Raw genomic sequence first — 22285 nt, forward strand, 5'->3', positions numbered from 1 at the left:
GCTCCCGCTCCGCGTGAGCCCTTGTGGGCCGCTGCGCGTCCCGCTCATCCGGCTTGCTTTGCAAGCCGGATGAGGCTCCGTTCGCTGCGCTTCCGGAGCGGCGGGACTTCGTCCCGCTACCGGGCTTCCGCTGAGCTACAGCCCGGGTCGGTGGGTGTCCGTTGCGCTCCTCCGCCTGACGGGCCTTCTGGCTGTGCTTCCAGGGTTGTTAGGGCACACTTCGCAGGTCTGGCTGACTATGGGGTGCGGGGTTTTGTTCTGATCGGATGTAAGTTAGCGGCTTCATCTAGTTTGATGCACATGTAGTCTTGGCGAAAGTATGGGACACCTTTCAATCGCCCCCGATGCGGGTCCAGATGCCCGCGCCTTTCGGAAAAGGGAAAACGCATGTGGAGTGCTCAGGACGTGGCGCGGGATCAGGTCCGGCGTCAGGCGGACGGACTGGATGCCGCCGCCATTGCGGAGAAGGTCGCGGAGGCTGCTGTCCGTGAGCGGGAGACCGCGGAGCGGCTGAGGGGGAACGGCTCCTTCTACGAATTCGAGGTGGACCGGGAGCGGTTGGCTGTCATCTGGCTGGCCAAACACGCTGAATGGCGGCGCGTCAGGGACTTGATGGCCGTGCTCGGTTGGAGCGTGTACGAGCCGGAACAGGATGTTCAGGGCTCGGTGTGGGCTCGTGAGCGTGAGGAACGGCTTGCTGATGCGCTTGCGGCACAGGCCGCCTCCGGGGAGCAGGGGCGGGAGGGAGCAGATGAGCTGCGCACGGAGGTCCGGTTGTCCACCGCGTCCGGTCGGCTGGTCCGGGCGGTGGCCTACCGGGCGGGACTGTCCCCCTCTCAGGTCCTGGCCCAGCTCGCCGAGCGGATCGTGGTGGGCGAGGACGGTACGGTGACCGTGCCACCCTTCGCACCGTCCCAGTGACTCCCGAAGCGAGTGAAGAAGAAGGTGGAGGAAAGGCTTGAGAACGCCGGGTATTCAGCTTCGGGAACATCAGGTGGCCCAGAAAGCTGCTTTCCGTCGATGGGTGGGATTCCCTTCAAGATCATCGGTACCGTCGGAGGGGGCGCGGGGCATGATCGTGTCCGCGACCGGGTCAGGGAAGACGATCACGGCCGCCGCGTGTGCGCTGGACTGCTTCCCGGGCGGGCGGATCCTGGTGACCGTGCCGACCCTGGACCTGCTCGTGCAGACCGCCCAGGCGTGGTGGGCGGTGGGCCACCGTTTCCCCATGGTCGGAGTGTGTTCGCTGGAGAACGATCCGGTGCTCACCTCGCTGGGGGTGCGTACCACCACCAACCCGATCCGGTTGGCGTTGTGGGCCGGGTCCGGGCCGGTGGTCGTGTTCGCCACGTATGCCTCTCTGGTGGACCGCGAGGATCCGACAGGCCGGAAGGCACGCGGGCCCCTGGAGGCCGCTCTGGCGGGCGAGGAGCGCCTGTACGGGCAGCAGATGGCCGGCTTCGACCTCGCGATCGTGGACGAGGCCCACTCCACAGCTGGTGATCTTGGTAGGCCGTGGGCGGCGATCCACGACAACCAGCGGATCCCCGCCGACTTCCGGCTCTACTTGACCGCAACCCCGCGCATCCTCGCCTCGCCCCGGCCGCAGCTGGGCGCGGACGGTCAGGAGGCGGAGATCGCAAGCATGGCAGACGACCCGGACGGGACGTACGGCCCGTGGATCGCCGAGCTCGGGCTGAGCGAGGCAATCGAGCGCGGGATCCTCGCCGGATTCGAGATCGACGTCCTCGAGATCCGCGATCCCTCGCCGGTGCTCGGGGAGTCCGAGGAAGCACAGCGGGGCCGGCGCCTGGCGCTGCTGCAGACCGCACTCCTGGAACACGCGGCCGCGCACAACCTCCGTACCGTCATGACCTTCCACCAGAAAGTGGAGGAGGCTGCCGCATTCGCCGAGAAACTGCCCCAGACGGCCGCCGAACTGTACGCAGGCGACGCCTCCGACGAGGACCTGGCGGCCGCGGACCGGCTGCCTGCATCCTCGATCGACGCAACCTTCTACGAGCTGGAAGCCGGCCGCCACGTATCCCCGGGCCGGGTGTGGTCGGCGTGGCTGTGCGGCGACCACCTCGTCGCCGAGCGCCGCGAGGTCCTGCGCCAGTTCGCCAACGGCACCGACGCCCAGGGCCGGCGCGTGCACCGGGCATTCCTCGCCAGCTGCCGCGTCCTCGGGGAAGGTGTCGACATCACCGGCGAGCGCGGAGTCGAAGCCGTCTGCTTCGCCGACACCCGCGGCTCCCAAGTGGAGATCGTCCAGAACATCGGCCGGGCCCTCCGGCTCAACCGGGACGGCAGCACGAAGATCGCGCGGATCATCGTGCCCGTCTTCCTGGAACCCGGCGAGGAGCCGACCGACATGGTCGCCTCCGCCAGCTACCGCCCCCTGGTCGCCGTGCTCCAGGGCCTGCGCTCCCATGACGAGCGCTTGGTCGAGCAGCTCGCCTCCCACGCCCGCACCCGCGGACAACGCACCGTGCACGTCCGGCGGGATGAGGACGGACGGATCATCGGGGTCGGCGACGAGGGTGACGGTGAGAACCAGAAGCCGGACGACACCGACAATGCGGTCGAGTCCGCGCTGCTCCACTTCTCCAGCCCGCGCGACGCCGCCACCATCGCGGCCTTCCTCCGCTCCCGCGTCTACCGGCCCGAATCCCTGGTGTGGCTCGAGGGCTACCAAGCCCTCCTTCGCTGGCGAGCCGAGAATCAGATCACCGGCCTGCACGCCATCCCCTACGACACCGAAACCGAAGTCGGGGCGACCAAGGCGTTCCCACTGGGGCGGTGGGTCCACCAGCAGCGCAAAGCACTGCGGGCCGGGGAGCTGGAGGAGCGGCGCAAGGCACTCCTCGACGCACCCGAGGCCGGCATGGTGTGGGAACCCGGCGAGGAAGCCTGGGAGAACAAGCTCGCCGCACTCCGGGCCTACCGGCGGACCACCGGGCACCTCGCACCCCGGCAGGACGCCGTGTGGACGGACCCCGCCAACGGGGTGGAGGTGCCGATCGGGCAGCACATGGCGAATCTGCGCCGCAAAGGCGGACTGGGGAAGAACCCGGAGCGGGCCGCCGTACGCGCCAAGCAGCTGACGGCCATCGACCCCGATTGGGACTGTCCCTGGCCCCTGAACTGGCAACGCCACTACCGCCACCTCGCCGACCTCGCCACCGACGAGCCAGGCGGCATCCTCCCCGACATCCAGCCCGGCGTGCTCTTCGACGGCGACGACATCGGGCGATGGCTCCAGCAGCAACGCAAGCCGGGCGCCTGGAAGCTACTGTCGACCGAACAGCAGGAACGACTGACCACGCTCGGCGTCAAGCCGCTCCAGGCGCTGCCCCCCGCCCCGGTGGCCGGGCAAGCGGCAAAGGGCCCGGGAAAGGCCAGGAGCAAGGCACAGCAGGCCTTCCAACGCGGCCTGACCGCCCTCACACAATGGGTCGAACGAGAAGGGCAGCGGCCGGTACCAAGGGGTCACACCGAGCAGATCACCATCGACGGCCAGGAGGAGCCGGTGGTCGTCAAGCTGGGTGTATGGATCTCCAACACCCGATCGAGAAGAGACAAACTCACAGCGGAGCAACTCGACGCCCTACGGGAACTCGGCGTGCAGTGGGCGTAGCTGGCGGCGGTGAGCCGCTGAAGTCAGAGTTCACGTCGGCCCGGACCACGGGTCAGGGCCGATGAAAGGCCCGCGATCAGTACGACCCGGCGCGCGCCTCGGTGAGGTCAGGCCGGTCTGCGGTTCTCGTGGATGGCGAGGTCCCGGCACAAGAAGCCGGAGAACGTCCGCCGGTTGAAGATCCGTCGCGTCATGGTCATGCTTCAAAGCATCCGCTGCCGGTCGAGCCGGCCGGAACCTCGGGTCGGGGGCAGGGTCGGGGGTCGCGGCGAGCACGGCGGGGCCGGACCTCTGCCGGCCGTTTGGCGGAGCACCGGTCCGACGTGTCACCGACCGGGCGCAGGGCGGTCGGTCCCGTGCGGAGCCAGGGAGCATTCCCGAAGATGCCGGACCAACGCGGTGGCCCGGATGTGACCGGCGGACCAGAACGGCAGCACGAGGAGCGCGGGTACGCAGCAGGCCGTCACCACCAGCAGAGGCAGTAGGCACAGAGCGATCACGAGTGGGCGTTGCCGCCCCTTGAGCAGGGCGGCCTGCTCGGTGCGGTGCGGTGCGGACGGGCCTGAGGAGGCGGGCGTTCTTGTCCCGGTCCTGGCGGGCGGCACAGCGGAAGGAGTTCCGCAGCAGGTGCACACCGCAGGTCTGCACGATGGTCCGCAGCCAGACGGTCTCCACTGCCTCGGGCAGGCCCCTCAGGCCATCGCGGACGAGCATGAGCACGTCGTTGACGCCGCGGTTCTTGATCTCGGTGAGGACGTGCAGCCAGTGCTCGGCCCCCTCGCCGCCGGCCCACAGGCCGAGGATCTCCCGCCGGCCCTCGACCGTGACCGCCAGAGCGACATGGAGAGGCCGGTTGACCACCGCACCGGCGCGGATCTTCACATGCATGGCGTCGATGAAGGCCACCGGATATACGGAGTCCGGGGGCGGCTCTGCCATTCGGCCATGCCCTCGAGGACCTCGTCGGTGATGGTGAAGAGGGCCTGACGGGAGACGCCGGCGCCATAGACCTCCGAGATGGGCCCGGACCTCTCCGGTGGTCGGGCCCTTCGCGGCCAAGGAGCCGTCCCGGTCACGGGGCACGGTGATCTCCACCGGTCCCACATCGGTCAGGACGGTCTTGGAACGCTTGCCGTTGCGCGAGTTGCCTCCGTTCTTGCCCGCCGGATCATGCTTGCCACAACCGAGGCGGTCGGTGATCGCACCCTCCAGCGCGGACTCCAGGAGCCGCTTGGTCAACTGCTGCAACAGCCCGCCCTCGCCGGTCAGCCGCAGACCCCCGGCCTGAGAAGCCGTTGCCACACCGATCAGGGAGTCTGTCGATCGAACGGGAGTCTCGATCGGGTGATCGCGGGCCCTGCCCGGCATGAGAGCAGGACCTGGCGGCATGCGGGGAAAATCCAGGAGAGCGGACGGTCGCGCGCTGCTACGGTCGGGCACCATGAGCTGGCTTCCCGATGACTTCGTCCACCCCGTTTTGGTACCACTGCCGGGCGGTGGTCATCATCTGCGGCCGATCCGGGAGGCGGACACCCCGCTCGACTATCCGGCTGTGATGAGTTCGCGCGAGCGGCTGTGGACCATCTTCGGTCCGGCCTGGGACTGGCCCGCGGCCACCATGACCTATGAGGCCGACCAAGCCGACCTGTTGCGGCACGAGAAGGAGATCGCCGCACACCAGTCCTTCAACTACGCGCTGTTCGACGCGGCGGAGACAGCTCTGTTCGGCTGTGTCTACATCGACCCGCCGGAGAAGGCCGGCGCGGACGGCGAGATCTCCTGGTGGGTGGTGGACGAGCTGGTGGGCAGCAAGGTCGAGCAGGCCCTCGACGCGCTGGTGCCGCAGTGGATCGCCGCCGACTGGCCGTTCGAGCAACCGCGCTTCCTCGGCCGCGAGATCTCCTGGCCGGACTGGCTTGCCCTGCCGGAGCATCCCGACATGTAAGTGGTTGTTGCCCGTACCGATCTCGAAGGCTGTTGATCGAACGGGGGTCTCGATCGGGTGACTGCGGCGGTTTCCGCGCGTGAGAGCAGGGCCGCCTGGTAGCTCGGAGGTGCGATCCCGTTCCGAGTGGTTCCCGGAGGCCCTGTTGTCTTTGCTGTACGTTGTTGTACGTTCCCGAGCATGTTGACTTCGACTCGCCCGCCGTGTCGTGCGATTGCCTCGCGCATGTGTACGGCAACGCGGCCGGCCAGCCGGATCGGGTGCGCCGGTATCCGTCGGACATGACGGACGCGGAGGGGGCGGCCGTCCGGCCGTTGCTGCCGGTGCCGGCCTGGCTCCAGGGGCGGGTGGACGGTTTGAGGGCTACTGCCACCGGCAGCTGTTGGACGCGATCCGCTACCTGGTCGCGGGCGGGATCTCATGGCGGGCGATGCCCGCGGACTTCCCCGCATGAGCCCGGGTTTACGCATTCTTCCGCCGCTGGCGCGGGCACGGGCTGATCGCCGAGTTCCACGACCGGCTGCGCGGGACGGTCCGTGAGCCCGAGGGCCGCGAGGCCGAGCCCACGGCGGGGATCATCGACGCGCAGTCGGTGCGGGCCGCCGTGGAGGTTGCGGACACGGGAGCGGCTGCATGGCCCCGAGTCCTTCAGCCAGAGGCGTTGACAAGGCTGAGCAACACGGTGGTGATGGTCGATCGGGCGAGTTCCGGGCTGATCGTTTCACGGGCGGCCGCATGGCCGAGTGCGTCCGCGGCGCCTACGAATGCGATGGCTGCTTCCCTACTGAGGTCCGCAGCGCCGTCGGCGCTTCGTATGGCTTGCCGACAGACGTCCACGTAGCGGCGTTCGGATTCTCGCCTGGCGTTCTCGAGGGCTGGTGTGCCGGCCAGTGCGGCCACCACTCCACTGAGTTCGACGCCCTGGGAGACGATGCACGCGACGTGAGCCGCCGCAATCGCTTCGACCCGCTGCCGCAAATCCGGTGGGGTGTGCGCTATCGCAGCATGCAGGTCGGCGAGATGCCGCTGGTCGAAGTCCTGATACAGCGAGAGGAGAAGCGCCGAGCGCGAGGAGAAGTGATCGTAGACGACGGGCTTGGAGATCCCTGCTCTGCTCGCCAGGTACGCGAGCGTGAGCGCGTCTGTACCTTCGGTGGCGATCACGTCGCGGGCAACGCCGACAAGCTGGGCCCGCCGCTCGGCACTGGAGAGTCGTCGCTCGGCCATGCCCGGCAGCCTCTCATCCATGAATAACCTACTACCAGTAACCTACTAGCAGTAAGCTACCACCAGTAGGTTACCTCTGAGGGAGAGAAGCTGTCGATGCACGCCCTGCTGGTCGCCACGAACCCGGACCCCCAGTCCCTGACGCATCACGTGCTGGAAAAACTCGAGGCGGCACTCCACCCCGTGTCAGTCGAGACCGCCGACCTGGCCAAGGAACGGTTCGCCCCCGCGTTCACCCTGGCGGATCGCCGGGCGTACCGCGAGGGCGGCAACTATCCGGCCGACATCGTCAGTGAGCACCGTCGCCTCGAGCGCGCCACCGATCTCGTATTGATCTTCCCCGTGTATTGGTGGTCGATGCCTGCGCTGCTGAAAGGGTGGATAGACCGCGTCTTTGTCAACGGCTGGGCCTTCGAGCACTCCCCGACTTCGGGCCTGCGACCGAAACTGCAGGCACTCACCACGCACCTTCTGCCCATCGCCGGCGACGACTCCGGCGCATACGAGCGCCACGGGTACGAGGAAGCACTGCGAACCCAGATCCAGCACGGAATCATCGACTACTGCGGCAGCCGACGCGGCGCCACAGCATTCGTCTACGAGTCCGAGCAGACTTCCTCAGAGGCCACGGCGCAAAGTGTCGACCGCGCAGTGCGGACCATCAGTGAAACCATCCATGCTCGCTCGCGAACACTGTCCTAGCTCGGCGTTTAACCTCGCTGGGCTTGGTGCTCCCTGATCGATTCCGCGCGTTTGATGGTCTTGCCGACGTCATGGTGCCTGGCCCGTTGCTTGTTCTTCGAGCCGACAGACCGTCCGGGGCCTGGTCGGGACGATTTCGGCGCGCCGGCCGGGCGGGCTGCTGTCGCGCGGACGGTGCGAAACCCCCGGCGGACCCGGGCGGGGGTGAGCCGGCGCGGTGCGGTGGGCCGCTCCCAGGGGCGACGGAGGTCCTGCGTGAGAGGCCGGGCGAGGCGGAGCCGGGTGCGGGCGGCGCTGACCAGCCAGGCCCACAGGTCGGCCGTGTCGGGATTCCCGACCTTCGGGACGGTCCGGCCCAGGGCCTGTTTCATCAGCCGGAAGGTGTGTTCCAGGTCGAAGCGGCGGAAGAAGGACTACCACCAGCGGTCCACCTCCGCGGGTGCGGCGACGGTGGCCGAGCACCACAGCCAGACCGGTTTCGGGTCCCGGTCACCGGGCAGCCGATCGACCTCCAGGCGGATCAACGTGCCGTGCAGGATGGGGAGTTATTCCTTGGCGTGGTTCAGCCAGGGGCCGCGGTGGATGAGCCGGGAGGCCGTCCGCCGAGACGTGGCAACCGGCCATCGGTACCCGAGCAGCGGCTCGGCCGTCTTCTGCGCGGACGGAGCCTTCGTCCGGGCCCGCCTCCACGGTCCCTCTGACGTACGGGGCGCCTGACCACGGCCTGGGCCCGGCTCACCAGCTCATCGATCAGCTGGTCGTCCACGGCCTTCGCCGGCACAGCCCTCATGGGTTCGACGGCCTCGGAGTCGGACGCGTTCTCACGGGTCGTCGATGCGCCTTCCATGATCGGGAGTTGCGCCGAACGTCTTGCGTCCCCCCTTCCGTCTGCCGCGGGCCGGTCGCAGGCGCGGGTGCCCCGAAGCGCGGTGCCGGCGCACTTCGGGGCACCCGGGCGTGCGTCAGACGAGGGCGGTGGTGGTGACGTGTGCGGTCATGACGGCGGCGGCGCCCTGGCGGGCCTCGACGTGGGTGCGGTGGATCACTCAGGACCTGCCGGGAGAGGTAACCCGGGAGCTGTTCGCCGCCCGGGATGCCGGCGCAGGCGAGCAGCAGCAGACGGTGATCCTCGCCCGCGCGCTGGGGCACGCCTACTTTCGCGAATGGGGCCGCCGGGCCCACGGTCTGCACATCGCCTTCCAAGACGTCGAGTTCGCCGACTTCTCAATCGGATGAGCCTGCCTCTTCGAGCGAAACGCGTCAGGGTGTTCCGCGTCGCGAGGGCCTGACGCGACTGGTCGGCATGGCTTCGTACCTCTCGGCTTCCTGCCGCTCGCGCCAGGCCCGCTCCACACGGCCGGCCGGGCCTTTGCGGCGGGCCGTGGGCGGCTGGGGCGGGCGCAGTCTGGCCGTCTCCGCCACACGCAGCAGGTGCCCACGGTCACGTGGCGCGGCAAGCAGTTCTTGGTCCTCGCCGGGGAGGAGTCGGGTGAAGCAAGCCGCGGCCCGCAGGAAGATGCCCGCCCAGGGTGGTACGGGGTGGGCGGCGCAGCCGTCGGTGTAGCGGGCGCGGTCGTGCAGGGCCAGCGTGGCCGCAGCGTCGTCGTAGTCGCGGGGACGGGCGGTGGCTAGCTGCTGGAGGGAGGCACCGGTGAACAGCACAGCGGTGACGGCCGCGGCCAGGCGAGGATGTGCGGTCGCCGCGTGCAGCTGGCGGGCGACTCGCTCGGCGGTGTGCGCAGTGAGAGCACGGGCGGTGGGCGGTGCCGCCAGACGATCGGGGGCGGCGTGCACGGGGCGGCGCAGGGGCCGGGGCTGTCGTAGGAGACGAGGCGGTCCAGCGCAGGCAGGGTGAGCCACCGGCCGACTGGCCGGGCGAACTCGTCTACAGGCACGTGCTCAGTGGCGGTCGCGCCGTAGTGGTGGCGGCGGGCTGCCTCGAAGTCGGTGGTGACGGCGAAGTCGGCCGTCTGCAGGGCCTGGTGCAGAGCGGCGGGAAGGTGAGGGCGGTGGCAGACCAAGGTCAGATGGATACCGGCGAGGGCATGTAGCTGCAGGAGGCGCATCGTGCGGCGGGCCGTGAGGCGGTGAGCACGCAGGACGGTCAGCCGGGTGACGGGAAGGGCGGTCACCCAGGCGGCAGCGGCTTCCCAGGCGGGCTGACGGCCGGCGGGGAAACGCCCCGGGAGCAGGGGCGGCTTCCCCGGAGCGGCCAGAAGATCATGGGCGAGGCCGGTCTCACCGGTGGTGCCCGGGCCGGGATGCAGGGTGATCCGGCCGGACGGCGGATGGTGGGCGGCCAGGGCGGTATGCGTGTGGAACACGTCGTCATGACGGTCGATGACCACAGTGACGGGCGGCGGTGGCGTGGCGAGGAACATGGCGGCGTGGTGGTCAGGCGAGGCGGCTGAAGGCCCAGCGCAGCAGCTCCTGGTCCACACGGGGACGGCCGGTGCGTGCCAGGGCGGTGCGGGTGTGGGCGGTCAGCTGGGCCCAGGCACGGAAGTTGCCGTGCGCGGCGTGGTTATCGGCGAAGGTGATGTCGCCGGGATCGGCATCGGCTCAGATCGGGTGGAACAGCGGGATGACGTCGAGGCCAACTACACAGACAGTCATGACCAGTCGGAGATCGGGTTCGGCGTCACGAGGCTGCTGAACTTCGACCTGCTGCCGCGCATCAAGCGGATCAACAAGGTGAAGCCGTACCGGCCGGTGGCCGGCGGACCGGACGCCTACCCGCAGCTCACCCCGGCGCTGACCCGTCCGATCCGCTGGGAACTCATCGCCCAGCAGTACGACCAGATGATCAAGTACGCGACCGCGATCCGGACCCGTACCGCGTCCACCGAGGCGATCCTGCGCCGCTTCACCCGCAACGCCTCCCGTCCCACCTACGCGGCGGTGTTGGAGGTCGGCCGCGCCCGGAAGACCATCTTCGTGGCCCGCTATCCGCGGCTGAGGGACCTTCAGCGGGAGATCGGGGAGGGCCTGAACGTGATGGAGTCCTCCAACGGCGCGAACTTCGTGATCGCCTACGGCAAGGGCGGGAGATCGCATCGAACCGGCGCGACGAGCAGAAGGTGTTCGTCCTGTGCCTGCGGATTCTGCAATCGGCCCTGGTCTTCGTGAACACCCTGATGGTCCAGGACATCCTCGGCGAACCGGAGTGGGTGGACCTCCTCACGCCTGCGGACCGGCGCGGCCTGACCCCGCTGTTCCGGTCCCATGTCCGGCCCTACGGCGAGGTCAACCTCGACATGGGCACCCGCCTCAACCTCGCCGCGGCCTCCACACCATGCTCTCGGGCCCCGGCCGACCAGGCGGCGCGGTCCACCGTGGAGAACAAATGAACCTGCGCAGCACTGCGAGCGGGGGCCGTACAGGCGTCTCGCGTGGCGAGACCCCGACGCGTGGCTGCCCCGGGCTCGTGGCGCGGTGATCTGGATCGCGATCTCCATGAACGCCTTCAACCGGGTCACCGGTCATGAGCAAGTACCCCGCCCACGCGAGCCCGGTGGATTTCGGGAAGTGATCCGGACGCGGCCGGGGATGTCCGTTCAGAACACGCGGTCGCGCCGGATGTGGTGTGGGATCAGGTCGAGGAAGGCATGCAGCGCCCGCGTCGGCGGACGCGTCGCGGAGGCGACCACGCTGAGCGTCCAGGCCAGTCGGGCGTCCGCGAGGGGGACGGTACAAACGGCGTCCCCGGCCGCCGCGGCGAAGTCCGGGGGCAACAGCGCCACGCCCAAGCCGTGCGCCACGTAGTCCGCGATCGTGGTGATGTCCGAGACCTCGATGAGGACCCGCCGGGACAGCTCCTCCTTCGTAAACGCGTCGTCCGCGATCTGGCGTTGCCCGAAACCGGCGGGCATGTCGACGAAGGATTCCCCGGCGATGTCTCTGAGCCGCACACGCTTCCGGCGGGCCAGTGGGTGATCGGCGGGGACCAGCAGCTGGACCTCGTACCTCTTGATGGCTCTCGATCTGAGGTGTTCGTCCTTGATGTCGGCTCCTACGAAGGCCACGTCGACGTGGCTCTCCTTGATCCGCTCGATCAGCCCGGAGGTTCCCCGCTGGGAGGTCTCGGTACGCAACCGGACCTCGGGATGACGGCGGTGGAATTCACCGGCCAGCGCGGGTACGTCGATCACCGTCAGCCCGCTGAGGACGCCAACGGTGAGGCTGCCGCGCAGCCCCGTGGAGAGCGGCTCCACTGCCGCCCGGGCCCGGTCGAGTACCTCGATCGCGGTCCGCGCCTCGGGGAGGAACGCCGAGCCGGCCTCCGTCAGTCTGACCGACCGCGTGGAGCGGAGGAGCAGTTCGGTCCGGAGTTCGTGCTCCAGGGCTTTGATGCCGGCCGAGAGCGTGGACTGAGTGACGTGCAGCCGCTGGGCCGCCCGCGTGAAGTTCAGCTCCTCGGCGACGGTGATGAAGTACTCCAGCCGCTTCTGGTCCACACTCACCTCATTCATCGGTATGTCCGATCGAATATTCGGAAACATTCGTTGGACACGATAGCCGGGCAGGGCGACTGTTGTCGTGCGGGCCAACGCCCGGACCAGGAAACGTCAGCGGAAGAGGACGACCATGCGCGTACTGCTCACCGGCGGCACCGGCTACATCGGAGCCGCGGTGCTCGATCGGCTCGTCTCCGGCGGCCACCAGGTCACTGCCCTGGTCCGCTCAGCCGAGAAGGCCGAGCTGGTGCGGGCCAAGGGCGCCGAGCCTGCGGTTGCCGACCTGGCAGACGGCCACGCCCTGGAGGAACTCGCGACTGCGAGCGACGGCGTGATCCACCTGGCGTCGCCAGGCGACGAGACCAGCGCGACCGTCGACGAGGTCGCCGTCACCAGCTTCCTGCACGCGCTGCGGAACACGGACCGGCCGTTCGTGCACACCACCGGCGTCTGGCTGCACGGCAGCGGTTCGGCGATCACCGAGCCGTCCGGAATGAACGCCCCGCGGCTGACCGCCTGGCGGGCGCCGCTCGACAAGCTCGTGCGCGACGCGCAGAGCGTCCGGACCTCGGTCATCGCACCGGCAGTGGTGTACGGCCACGGCGGCGGTCTGCTGAACCTCGTCGCCGCCGGTCCTCGAACCACCGGAAACACCCCGGCGCTCACCATGATCGGTTCCGGTGACCAGCGCTGGAGCACCGTGCACGTGGACGACCTGGCCGAGCTTTACGTGCTCGCGCTGGAGAAGGCCCCGGCCGGTTCGTACTTCATCGGCGCCAGCGGTACGAACCCGACCGTACGGGAGATCACCGAAGCGGTGAGCCGCTCCGTCGGCCTGGCCGGACGCGTCGAGCCCGAACCCGTCGTGCAGACGCTCGACCGGCTCGGCCTGCTCGGCGAGGCCCTTCTCCTCGACCAGCAGGCTTCGGGCGACACGGCCCGGCGTGTCCTGGGTTGGACCCCCACGGGACCATCGGTCCTCGACGACATCGCGCGTACCGACTTCTGAGAAAGGCCCGCGCCCCGGGCCCCGCCGCAGGCGGGACCCGACCGGCCATCGGCGGTCGGGCCGACCGGGCCCTGCCCGGCCGCAACCCTTCTTGAGGAACTTCGACATGAGTACTCCCACCGCTCCAACCGGGTCAGGTCATCGCCGTCCTGCTGGGCCCGGTCCCCAGTCGGCGGAACAGTCCCGCCCATCCGTGCCTCGCGGCGGCTCGCTGGCCGTCGCGGCAGCCATCGCAGCCGGCATGGTGGTGCCGGTACAGGCCCGTCTGAACGGCGAGCTGAGTCATCGCCTCGACGACGGCATCGCCGCGGCGGCGATCAGTTTCTCGGGCGGACTCGTCCTGTTGTCCCTCCTCGCGTTCTTCTCCCCCGGGCTGCGCGGCGCGCTGCGCCGCCTGGCCGGCGCTTCACGGGATGGCCGGCTCCCCCGCCGGTACCTGCTGGCCGGTGTGCTCGGCGGCACGTTCGCCCTGGCCCAGTCCACCGCCGCGCTGGTCACTGGAGTCGCCGTGTTCACCGTGTCGGCCATCGCCGGTCAGACCTTCGGCGGTCTGATCGTGGACAGCCGGGGTATCGGCGGCGGCCTGCGGCAGCGCCCGGGCGCCGCCCGGCTCACGGGAGCGGCCGTCATCCTGGTGGCCGCAGTCGTGTCCGCCCTGCCCCGTTTCGCCGACACCCTCGCGCCGGCCACGATCATCCTGCCGGCCCTCGCCGCCCTCGCCGCCGGCTTCCTCCTCGGTGTGCAGCAGGCGCTCAACGGAGCGACGACGGCCGCGTCGGGCTCGCCGATCGCAGCGACCTGGCTCAACTTCCTTGTCGGTGCGGTGTTCCTCGCCGCGGCCTGGGGGGTGAAAACACTCGTGCAGGGGACCACGGGGGACCCGCTGCCCACCAGCTTGTGGGTCTACCTCGGTGGTCCGTGCGGCGTGGTGTTCATCGGCGCCTCGGCGTTCCTGGTGCGCCGGATCGGTGTCCTGCTGCTGAGCATGGCCTCTATCGCGGGGCAGCTCGCCAGTTCGATCGCCCTGGACTTCCTGGTCCCTTCGGGCGGTCGGTCCCCCTCCGTCCTCACCGTCCTCGGTGCGTTGCTCACGTTTGGCGCCGTCTGGATTGCCTCCCGACGCCCTCGTGACACCACCGCGAAGTGATCCACGTCCGCGCCCGGACCGGACGCGGACCCGACCCACCACCCCTCTCTCGATGGAGAAGCAACACAGTGCCGCCCACGGCACGAAAGGAACCACAGGTGTCCCAGAACCAGCCGCAGAACAACGAACGCATCCTGATCAAGGGCGCATACCTGATGACGCAGGACGACAAGCTCGGCAACTTCGTGGGCGACATCCTCATCGCCCACGGCAGGATCCTCAAGGTCGGCCGGGACCTGTCCGACGACCGGGCCAGGGTCATCGACGGCACAGGGAACGCCGTACTGCCCGGTTTCATTGACACCCACCGCCACAACTGGCAGGGAGCGCTGCGCAATCTCGGCCCCGCCTGGACCTACCAGGAGTACCGCAGCCAGGTGCAAATCGGCCTCGGACAGTACTTCGACCCCCGGGACGTACACATCGGCAACCTGGCGGCGGACCTGATGTCCCTCGACTCCGGGGTGACGACCGTTCGGGACGAATCGCACATCAGCAACAGCCCCGAGCACTCGGACGCGGCGATCGCCGCGCACTGGGAGTCGGGCATCCGTGCCGTCTTCGGCCACGGCTGGCCGTCGACGGAGGCCGAACAGTGGCAGTTCGGCAGCGACCGCACCCACCCCGACGACATTCGGCGCATCCGCAACGAGGTGCTCTCCGACGACTCGGCGCGGGTGACCCTCAACGCAATGCTCCGCGGACCGGAGCTGTCCACCCCCGATGTGTCCGAGCGTGACATCCGGCTCGCCCGTGAACTGGGCCTGCGCATCAGCATGCACGTGGGCCTCGGCGAGTGGGGGGCGGAGCAGCAGGCCGTACGGCAACTGGAGGAGGCCGGGCTGCTCGCCTCCGACATGACGTTCATCCACCTGTGCACGTCGACCGACGAGGAGCTGAGAATGCTGGCCGCACGCGGCGCCACCGCGTCCGTGGCCGGCGCCCTCGAGGTCTTCATGCCGGGCCTGGGCCAGCCGGCCACCAACCGGCTGCTGGCCGCCGGTGTCCGCCCGAGCCTCAGCGTGGACACCGAGACGATCGTAAGCGGTGACATGTTCGGCGTCATGCGGGCGACCCTCGCCTACCAGCAGCTGATCCTCGCCGGTGCGGCCGGGCCCATGGACCGTGTTCCCGGCCTGCCCACGTTCGACGCCGCCGATCTGCTGTCCTTCGCGACCATCGAGGGCGCACGGGCCGCGGGGATCGACGACCGCACCGGCAGCCTGACCCCGGGCAAGGAGGCAGACCTGATCATGATCCGCCTCGATCACGCCAACATGCTGCCCGCCACGGACGTCGCGGCCACGATCGTCGCGGGCGGCCACGCCGGCAATGTCGACCTGGTCGTGGTGGCCGGTGCCGTCCTCAAGGAGAACGGTGTACTGAAGGGAGGCGACGCCGTCTTCGACGAGGCCGCGGCCTCCCGTGACCGGCTCTTCCACGCCGCCGGTCTGCCGCTCCCGGTCTGAGCCGACCACCAGGCAGGCACGGGGTCGACGCGAACGACGACCCGGCCGACAGATGCACGTCACCGTGGCGCACCGGAAGCCGCTTCGACACGCAACCGGCGTCCCCGTAGCGGCAGAGCTGCGCACCCGTGCCACCGCCCTGATTCGCGCTCTGGGCCGCCGTCGCGGTAAATGTCGGATTTACTGCGGCAGACCCCCCATGGTGATCTTCGCGACCTGCGGCGGACTCTCCGACCGCCGCAGGCGAGGTGTACGCATTTACTGCGGCAGGACCGGAGGGGCGGGACGGACGTGGCGATCGAACCGGTGACCGAACTCGGGAGCGGGGCGTGCTGCGTGTGCCGCGCGCCCGGGTGGTGCCCCTGTCCGCCCCGCCCGCGTCGTACACCGCGGCGGTCGAGCGATACCTCACCGGCGCCGGGATCGCGAAGTCCTCATCGCGAAGTCCTCCGCGCGGATCCACCGGATCTCGCTGACGACGTGGGGATGGATGCTCGCCGGGGAACCGGCGCCGACCGGACCCGCCCGCCGGGGCGCGAAGCCGCCCGTCTTCCCCGGCGCCGCGATCGACGACCCGGCGCTGCCGGAGGCTCTGGCCGAGCTGGCGGCGGCACGGGCGGACGAGATGGACGCCGACACCGTCAACCGGGAACTGCCCATCGCCCGCAAGGCGATCGGATGGTGGCAACGCCAGGGCTGGATCATCGGCGACCCGACGATCGGCATCGAGCGACGGCCGGCGCCGCCCGACCGCACCAAGGCCCTGGCCGAGAACCAGATCGCCGCCCTGTGGCGCCTGGACGTCTCACTGCGGGAGAAGACGCAGTGGAAGATGCTCTACGAGTCCGCCGCACGGGCCGACAAGGTGCTGTGCCTGAACGTCGAAGACCTCTACCCGCAGGGCAAGCGCGGGAAAATCACTGCCAAGGGCGGGGCGACGGAGTGGATTCACTGGCAGTCCGGCACCGCCCAGCTCCTGCCCCGCCTCATCGCCCGCCGCACCCGCGGCCCGCTGTTCCTCACCGACCGCAAGGCCCCCGCCGGAACACCGACGCTCGACGTGTGCCCCGAGACCGGCCGGGCCCGGCTCTCCTACCGTCGCGCTGAGGAGATCTTCAAGGAGAACACCCGGCTGCTGGCCAACCCCCTCGCCTCACCCGACGACATCGAGGATCTCGACGGCTGGACGCTTCACCGGCTCCGTCACAGTGCCCTCACACACGACGCCGAGGACGGCACCTCTACCCCGATGCTGCTGGCCCGATCCCGCCACGCCTCCGTCCGCTCCCTGGAGCGGTACGCCCGCCCCGGCGTCGACGCGGTCGCCCGGCACGTCACCGAACGCGACCCCGCCGCACGTCGTAGGACGTGACCCTCGCCGTTTGCGGCTGGTGACGATCCTGCTGGCTTATTGTGCGGTGGCCTCGACGGTGTCCTCCGACTTGCGGGCCAGCAAGTGGGCGTCGAGGAAGCCCCGCTCAGAGGCCGGGTCGTGGAGCAGCCGGGCGAACGTGACGAGCCCGGCCCGGGCCAGCAGCTCGGCGAACCGGTCCGCCGGCCAGCTATAGGCGGGCGTCACCTTGTGGTCGAAGCGGACCGGCTCGGGCCCGTCGGTCGCGAAGAACGAGACCAGGAGCAGGCCCCCTGGTGCCAGGGCACGCGCCTGCTCGGCGAGCAGCGCGGGTAGTTCCCCAGGAGGGGTGTGAATCATCGAGTAGTGGGCCAGCACGCCGCCGAGCGCGCCGTCCTCGACTGGCAGGGCCTCCATTCGCGCCTCGTCGAACTGCAGCGCCGGATGGGCCCGCCGGGCGTGGTCGACCATGGCTGGGGAAAGGTCGAGCCCGAAGGCATCCAGCCCCAGGTCATGCAGCATGGCCGTCAGATGTCCGGGCCCGCAGCCGACATCGGCCGCCCGGGGGTTCCCCGTCCCGCGCACCAGCTCGGCAAAGATGCCGATCATGTTCCGCGAGAACGGCTGCTTCTCCAGCCGATCAGCGAACATCGACGCATACAACTCGACGACCCCGTCGTAGGCCGCCCTGGTCTCGTCCTGGTGCTCCACCACGGGAAGGAAGTTAACACCCGCCGTTCGCAGCTGTTCTCCCACCTCGTGCCGAATCCCGCGCCCGTCACCGCGGACGCTCTCGCTACCACGACAAGGCCACCACCCGGCTCCGCAATGAGGCCGGTGGGACCCGGAGCCGATACGCCGTTGGCGACCACGGTCGGTCACCAACTGGCTGGGTTCCTCAGGGAACCGGCGACAGTTGATTAGGCGATCACACCAGTAAGACCCCTATTCGGTCACGCGGCAAGGGAGAGATCGAGTCGGGCAAGGTGGCTGACGCGGGTGCGGTCGAGCGGGTGGCCGTTCCACCAGGCATCGAGGCGGATGAGGTTGAGCGCAACGGCGGAGAAGACATGCTCCAGGTGGGTCTTCTGGAGACCGAGGTAGCGGGCACGTCTCATCCCGGTGACCGCGACGGCCTGGTGGATGGTTCCCTCGATGCCCGCGCGGGTTCCGTACTTGGCTCGCCACTGCTCGTCGCCCTGCTGGAGGCGGGCATGGTCGAGGACTTCTTGCAGTTCGCGGGGTTGCAGGGAGAGGGTCCGGCCGCCGGTCTTCGAGCGGGTGCACTGGTCGCGCACCGGGCAGGGGCGGCATGTCTCCTTGTCGAACTTGATGACGATGGCCTTGGTGCCGCGCAGAGTGGCGGGGCTCCACCAGGTGCTGGTGTCCCCGCGTGGGCAGGTGGCCTGCCGCTTGTCCCAGTCGATGGTGAACGCGGTGCGGTCGAACCCGGCGCCGGCACGCGCCTGGGGTGAGCTGTTCAGCAGGACCGGGGTGACCAGGGTGACTCCGAAGTTCTTCTTCATGCCCACGATCAACTCGGCGGAGGCGTAACCGGAGTCGAGGAAGTGCTCGGCGGGCAGGAGATCGCGGGCGGCGAGCATGTGATGGACCGGTTCGGTCATTTCCGCGTCGGTCACTGTGGCGTCGGTGGTCGCGATGCTGGTGATCAAGCGCGGCGGCGGTCCGTCGGCTCCAGGGATCAGCGCCTGGCCGCCGGAAGCCGAGTCCTGGTCATCGGCATCGTCGCAGGCCTCGCTGATGTGGATCTTGTAGCCGGTCCACCAGGAGCCCTGTTTGAGGCCGTAGCGCGCGTCGGTGTCGTACGGAGAGGCCAGCCGCAGTCTGCCGGGCGGGAGGTCTTTGCTCTCCCGCCGCTTCACCTCCGCTCCGGCCTCGGTCACGGTGCGGTGGTAGTTCTGCACCCACATCGTGCGCAGGACCTGCACCGCCGGGAGCTCACGCAGCCAGGCCGGGGCATCAGGGGCATGCACCGCCTCCAACAGCGCGAACCCGTCCCGGCCGTAGACCAGGGCCGTCTCCTCACGTTTGCTCGTGGAAGCCGGCGGATGCCAGGAGTGAGTCCGCGGGCCGTAGCGGTCGGCCCATTCCCGAACGGGCACCGCCCCGGCCAGCCAGTCCGGGGCCGCGCAGGCCAGCGCCTCCAGCGTGGCCCGCAGTGTTTCCCCGGCCAGCTCCAGCCTGTTCAGGTCGCGTACTGCCGCCAGTACGCGGGTGGAGTCGGTGCGCTGCCTGCCTCCCGCCTTCACCAGGCCCCGGTCCTTGAGGGCGGTCAGCAGCAGGTCGAGCACCTTCTCCTCCATCCCGTGCTCGACCAGCCGTGTGCGGAACTCGGACAGCACCGAGGCGTCGAACCCGGGATCATCCAGCTCCAGGCCGAGCGCGTACTTCAGGTCCATGCCGTACCGCACCCGATGCGCTGCCGCCCGGTCGGTGAGGTTCTCGGCGAACTGCAACACCGTCACCAGCGCCAGCTGGCCCGGTGACCAGCCCGGCCTCCCTCTGGATCCGAACGCCTCGGTGAACTCGGCGTCCGCGAACAACTCGCCCAGCTCGTCACGGACCCGCATCGCCAGCGGGTACGGGCCCCGTGCCGCCACAGCCCGCGCCACCTGCGCGGTCAGCTCAGGCACCTTCGGCCACGGCCTCGGCCGCATCGACATTCCACACCCCACCCGCGACCGGGATCGCCAAGACGGCTGCTGCTGGCCTGTCCAACGAGCTGCCAGCCCCGCCGGGCACGGAATAAGCCAGCAGGATCGGTGACAGCATCCTTACCGGCACCTCAAGCCGGTGAGCATCAACGCCTTGTCCCGGTCACCGGTGAGGGTGTTGGGGCAGGCGCGGGCGATGGCCCGCAACCCGTCGAGGTCGGCGCCGACAGCCTGGCCGCGGCCGCGTCGTTCTCCGGCCTGCAGCAGTCTGACCGCCAGGCCTTCCAGGGCGGCGCGGGCCTCGGCCTGGTCGTCGCCGGACACCTTCACCCCGCGCTGGCGCAGCCCGACGACGGCGGCCGCCAGGTGGCTCGAAGCACAGCCGCCACTCCCGCTCATGCAGCCAGTCCGAGTAGCCCGGGTCGTAGCGCACCCGCCGGTTGCGCATGCGCCTCGGCAGGTGCCGCGTCTGGTCCATCTCCTCACGGGAGAGGTAGAGGACGGGCCGGGCGCCAGCCTGGATGAGCTTCTGGCGGTCGAGCACCACGCTCCAGGGCGCGTACGGTCCGCGGCCGCCCACTCCGTCGCGGAGCATGGCGCGGCGGGCGGTCTCGATGGCCTCGCTGAAGCAGAGCACCGGGGCGTCGGCCCAGAAGTCCGGCGCCCCGCGCAGCACGCCGCTGTGCAGGATGCTCACCATGCGCTCCTCGGCGGTGCCGCGGGCGAAGTCCGGCGGTACGTCGCCCTGCCGTCGGGGCCGGCCGGTGAAGTGGACCAGCGTGTTGGGCAGGTCGGGGTGCGTGCTCACGTCTGGGTTCCCTCCCCTTCCGACGCCCGGACTGACCAATCGTCAATGTCCCTGTTTGTCGCGTCGGATAAGGAGAGGTTATCCGAGGCGAGACGCACCGTTCCACCAGCCGCCGATCGCCGATCGCCTGCAGAATTCCGGCCGAATTCTCCGGGACCTCCATGGGACGGACCCGAGGGGGCATACTCCCCAGGGAGACCCCGGAGAATCGGGCAAGAATCTGTCGGAAGGCTTCATGAGGATCACCATCGAGGGCGCGAGCGAGGAGTTCGAGCGGAAACTGCTCGAACTCCTCGCCGAGCACCGCCACGAGCTGACGGTCACCGCGGACACCGACTGGACCGTCGAGCGCGCCGAGCGCTACCTGCGCTCGCTGCCCGCCGGCGCCCGCCGGTTCGCCCAGCTCGTGATCGACCGCCACGGCATCGCCAGCGCCGTCTTGCTGCGCGAACAGCTCGGCAAGCTGAATGGGCCCACCGTCGCTCTGTCCCGCGCCATCCCGCGCGGGGTGCGCGAGGGCTGGTGGCCGGAGGGCACCCGGGCGCCCATCACCGTGCTGTACGACCCGGACAATCCCTCGTGGCAGAAGGCCATCGCCTACCAGATGGCCGCCGAGAACGTACCGATCTTCCGGGCCGCCCTCGCCCGCATGGCCACCGCCGAGGGGGGCGCCGAGCGGGGAGCCGGAGCCGCGGGTGACGGTGTCTGGGAGGGCGATGCCCCCAGCGCGCTTGCCTCCGCGCCGGGCTGGGCGTCGGCGGACGACGTGCCGCTGGTGACGTTCGACGAAGACGAGGAACGGTGACGACCGGGGGGTTGCGGAGCTAACCCCGCGCTCCGTCACAGTCGGCGCGGCCCGGCCAACCGGCGGGCCGTACCGGCTTGATGGAGGTCACCTGTGTTCCCCGCCCGCAGCGCCACCCGCTCCGTCCACATCCCGGAGTGAGGCCCCGTGTCGCTGCTCATCGACGCCGTGCCCGGCCTGTTCAGCGCCCTCGGCGCCGCCGTTGTGATCACACTCGTCTCCGCCATATGGCGCTTCTTGTCATCCCGGAGGGCAGCCGCAAGCGCCGCGTCGGGCAGCACCCGCACGCTCCGCCGCTACACCCTGCTGCGCAATGTCGGCCCGGACGGCGCCCCGTACCAGTACGAGACGACCCGGCCCACCGGCACCGTCATCACCCACCGTGTCAACGGCCAGTCCCAGCGCTTCGAGCTGACTGAAGCCCCGCTCGGCGACGGCACCTTCGCCGCCGAACCCGTCGACCATCTGTAGAAGGAGTCACCATGCCTTCCTCCCTGCCGCCCTCCGTCCGCTTCGCCCGTGTCACCGAACCACCCGGCGCCACGCCTTCTTCCTCGCCATCGCCGAGGAGCAGTATGACCACCTCGTGGCCGCATACGAGTGCGAGGACGACCTGACCGTGGAAGCGCTCGAGTTCACCGAGTTCCGCATCGCCGGCGAGGCGCGCTGCGGGGGACGATGAAAGAGAGCAAAAGCGGCGGTTCCCTCGATCCGATCAACAGCCCGGGGCCTCGATCGTTGCGCTTTACGGCCCATCACCCGATCGGTGGCCAACTCGAAGAAGCTCATCGAACCACCTGGCTTTTCGAAGACAACGCCACGGCCGAACAGCTGGGCACCGACACGACCCAACATGGCTGGCATTTGATATTCCCCGACCGGCATCCGCATGCAGGCAGTGCGCAGCACTATGCCGCCTACCTGGGGAACGACGATGACTCCGAGGTCGAACTCGTCGCGATCAACTCATCACAACGAAACCGATATCAACCGATCCACAGTCCTTGACGATTGCTCAGGACATGCCTTGAGCCGACTGATGGCCGGAGC

General features: G+C 69.5%; 20 protein-coding genes and 2 pseudogenes. 14 read left to right on the forward strand and 8 right to left on the reverse strand.

The genetic code is table 11. The features are described 5' to 3' along the window. Window positions 1-387 precede the first annotated feature (387 nt). Both ACZ56B_RS18915 and ACZ56B_RS18920 read left to right on the forward strand, forming a co-directional pair. Window positions 388-921: a hypothetical protein gene (locus tag ACZ56B_RS18915; RefSeq protein ID WP_468791289.1), complete on the forward strand. Its 534-nt coding sequence runs from the start codon at window positions 388-390 to the stop codon at window positions 919-921. A 37-nt stretch (window positions 922-958) separates the two neighbouring features. Next, window positions 959-3640 carry a helicase associated domain-containing protein gene (locus ACZ56B_RS18920; RefSeq protein ID WP_468791291.1) on the forward strand — a complete coding sequence of 894 codons (2682 nt, stop codon included), beginning with the start codon at window positions 959-961 and terminating at the stop codon, window positions 3638-3640. A gap of 543 nt (window positions 3641-4183) precedes the next feature. On the opposite strand, the pseudogene ACZ56B_RS18925 reads toward ACZ56B_RS18920, so the two are convergent. Then, window positions 4184-5008: pseudogene (locus ACZ56B_RS18925) on the reverse strand (IS256 family transposase); the annotation flags it as partial. A gap of 73 nt (window positions 5009-5081) precedes the next feature. On the opposite strand from ACZ56B_RS18925, the gene ACZ56B_RS18930 reads away from it, so the two are divergent. Then, window positions 5082-5585, forward strand: a complete 504-nt coding sequence (locus tag ACZ56B_RS18930; RefSeq protein WP_468791293.1) for a GNAT family N-acetyltransferase — start codon at window positions 5082-5084, stop codon at window positions 5583-5585. A 648-nt stretch (window positions 5586-6233) separates the two neighbouring features. Here the strand turns inward: ACZ56B_RS18930 and ACZ56B_RS18935 are convergent. Further along, window positions 6234-6833, reverse strand: coding sequence for a TetR/AcrR family transcriptional regulator (locus ACZ56B_RS18935; protein WP_468791296.1), 600 nt, complete (start codon window positions 6831-6833; stop codon window positions 6234-6236). A 75-nt stretch (window positions 6834-6908) separates the two neighbouring features. Here ACZ56B_RS18935 and ACZ56B_RS18940 point away from each other — a divergent pair, with 75 nt between their 5' ends. Next, a complete protein-coding gene (locus tag ACZ56B_RS18940; protein WP_468791299.1) occupies window positions 6909-7514 on the forward strand; it encodes an NAD(P)H-dependent oxidoreductase in 606 nt (201 codons plus the stop codon). Window positions 7515-7522: 8 nt separating this feature from the next. Here the strand turns inward: ACZ56B_RS18940 and ACZ56B_RS18945 are convergent. Continuing rightward, a pseudogene (locus ACZ56B_RS18945) lies at window positions 7523-8059 on the reverse strand (NF041680 family putative transposase); the annotation flags it as partial. Window positions 8060-8471: 412 nt separating this feature from the next. Here ACZ56B_RS18945 and ACZ56B_RS18950 point away from each other — a divergent pair. Then, window positions 8472-8750, forward strand: a complete 279-nt coding sequence (locus ACZ56B_RS18950) for a hypothetical protein (RefSeq protein WP_468791302.1) — start codon at window positions 8472-8474, stop codon at window positions 8748-8750. A gap of 392 nt (window positions 8751-9142) precedes the next feature. On the opposite strand, the gene ACZ56B_RS18955 is transcribed toward ACZ56B_RS18950, so the two are convergent. Further along, the gene (locus ACZ56B_RS18955; RefSeq protein ID WP_468791305.1) at window positions 9143-9895 is read right to left on the reverse strand and encodes a hypothetical protein; all 753 of its coding nucleotides are present in this window, start codon (window positions 9893-9895) and stop codon (window positions 9143-9145) included. Window positions 9896-10034: 139 nt separating this feature from the next. On the opposite strand from ACZ56B_RS18955, the gene ACZ56B_RS18960 reads away from it, so the two are divergent. Together ACZ56B_RS18960 and ACZ56B_RS18965 are read left to right on the forward strand one after the other, a co-directional pair. After that, window positions 10035-10643 (forward strand): Tn3 family transposase, encoded by a 609-nt coding sequence (locus ACZ56B_RS18960; protein ID WP_468791308.1) that lies wholly within the window; start codon window positions 10035-10037, stop codon window positions 10641-10643. Further along, entirely contained in the window at window positions 10595-10864 is a 270-nt protein-coding gene (locus tag ACZ56B_RS18965; protein WP_468791311.1) for a Tn3 family transposase, read from the forward strand. The genes ACZ56B_RS18960 and ACZ56B_RS18965 overlap by 49 nt, the downstream gene beginning before the upstream one ends. A gap of 207 nt (window positions 10865-11071) precedes the next feature. On the opposite strand, the gene ACZ56B_RS18970 is transcribed toward ACZ56B_RS18965, so the two are convergent. Further along, on the reverse strand, window positions 11072-11971 hold the full coding sequence (locus tag ACZ56B_RS18970; protein WP_468791314.1) for a LysR family transcriptional regulator: 900 nt from the start codon (window positions 11969-11971) through the stop codon (window positions 11072-11074). A 130-nt stretch (window positions 11972-12101) separates the two neighbouring features. Between ACZ56B_RS18970 and ACZ56B_RS18975 the strand changes: the two genes are divergently transcribed. From ACZ56B_RS18975 to ACZ56B_RS18990, 4 genes are all read left to right on the forward strand, one after another. Further along, on the forward strand, window positions 12102-12980 hold the full coding sequence (locus ACZ56B_RS18975) for an NAD-dependent epimerase/dehydratase family protein (protein ID WP_468791317.1): 879 nt from the start codon (window positions 12102-12104) through the stop codon (window positions 12978-12980). Window positions 12981-13173: 193 nt separating this feature from the next. Continuing rightward, complete coding sequence (locus tag ACZ56B_RS18980; RefSeq protein WP_468791320.1) at window positions 13174-14127, forward strand: DMT family transporter; 954 nt, start codon at window positions 13174-13176, stop codon at window positions 14125-14127. Window positions 14128-14225: 98 nt separating this feature from the next. Then, complete coding sequence (locus tag ACZ56B_RS18985) at window positions 14226-15596, forward strand: amidohydrolase family protein (protein WP_468791323.1); 1371 nt, start codon at window positions 14226-14228, stop codon at window positions 15594-15596. Window positions 15597-16086: 490 nt separating this feature from the next. Continuing rightward, on the forward strand, window positions 16087-16968 hold the full coding sequence (locus ACZ56B_RS18990) for a tyrosine-type recombinase/integrase (protein ID WP_468791326.1): 882 nt from the start codon (window positions 16087-16089) through the stop codon (window positions 16966-16968). Window positions 16969-17004: 36 nt separating this feature from the next. Here ACZ56B_RS18990 and ACZ56B_RS18995 read toward each other — a convergent pair whose 3' ends face one another. The 3 genes from ACZ56B_RS18995 to ACZ56B_RS19005 all read right to left on the reverse strand — a co-directional run bounded on the left by ACZ56B_RS18995 (window position 17005) and on the right by ACZ56B_RS19005 (window position 20021). Further along, on the reverse strand, window positions 17005-17661 hold the full coding sequence (locus tag ACZ56B_RS18995) for a class I SAM-dependent methyltransferase (RefSeq protein WP_004993909.1): 657 nt from the start codon (window positions 17659-17661) through the stop codon (window positions 17005-17007). 239 nt (window positions 17662-17900) lie between these two features. Further along, complete coding sequence (locus tag ACZ56B_RS19000) at window positions 17901-19601, reverse strand: IS1182 family transposase (RefSeq protein WP_468791330.1); 1701 nt, start codon at window positions 19599-19601, stop codon at window positions 17901-17903. A 141-nt stretch (window positions 19602-19742) separates the two neighbouring features. Then, window positions 19743-20021, reverse strand: a complete 279-nt coding sequence (locus ACZ56B_RS19005; RefSeq protein ID WP_468791333.1) for a hypothetical protein — start codon at window positions 20019-20021, stop codon at window positions 19743-19745. A gap of 644 nt (window positions 20022-20665) precedes the next feature. Here ACZ56B_RS19005 and ACZ56B_RS19010 point away from each other — a divergent pair. The 3 genes from ACZ56B_RS19010 to ACZ56B_RS19020 all read left to right on the forward strand — a co-directional run bounded on the left by ACZ56B_RS19010 (window position 20666) and on the right by ACZ56B_RS19020 (window position 22243). Then, the gene (locus ACZ56B_RS19010) at window positions 20666-21235 is read left to right on the forward strand and encodes a hypothetical protein (protein WP_468791337.1); all 570 of its coding nucleotides are present in this window, start codon (window positions 20666-20668) and stop codon (window positions 21233-21235) included. Window positions 21236-21382: 147 nt separating this feature from the next. Next, window positions 21383-21706 carry a hypothetical protein gene (locus tag ACZ56B_RS19015; protein WP_468791340.1) on the forward strand — a complete coding sequence of 108 codons (324 nt, stop codon included), beginning with the start codon at window positions 21383-21385 and terminating at the stop codon, window positions 21704-21706. 207 nt (window positions 21707-21913) lie between these two features. Next, entirely contained in the window at window positions 21914-22243 is a 330-nt protein-coding gene (locus ACZ56B_RS19020; protein WP_468791343.1) for a VOC family protein, read from the forward strand. Window positions 22244-22285 lie beyond the last annotated feature (42 nt).

The organism is Streptomyces sp. NPDC034670 (assembly GCF_055574875.1).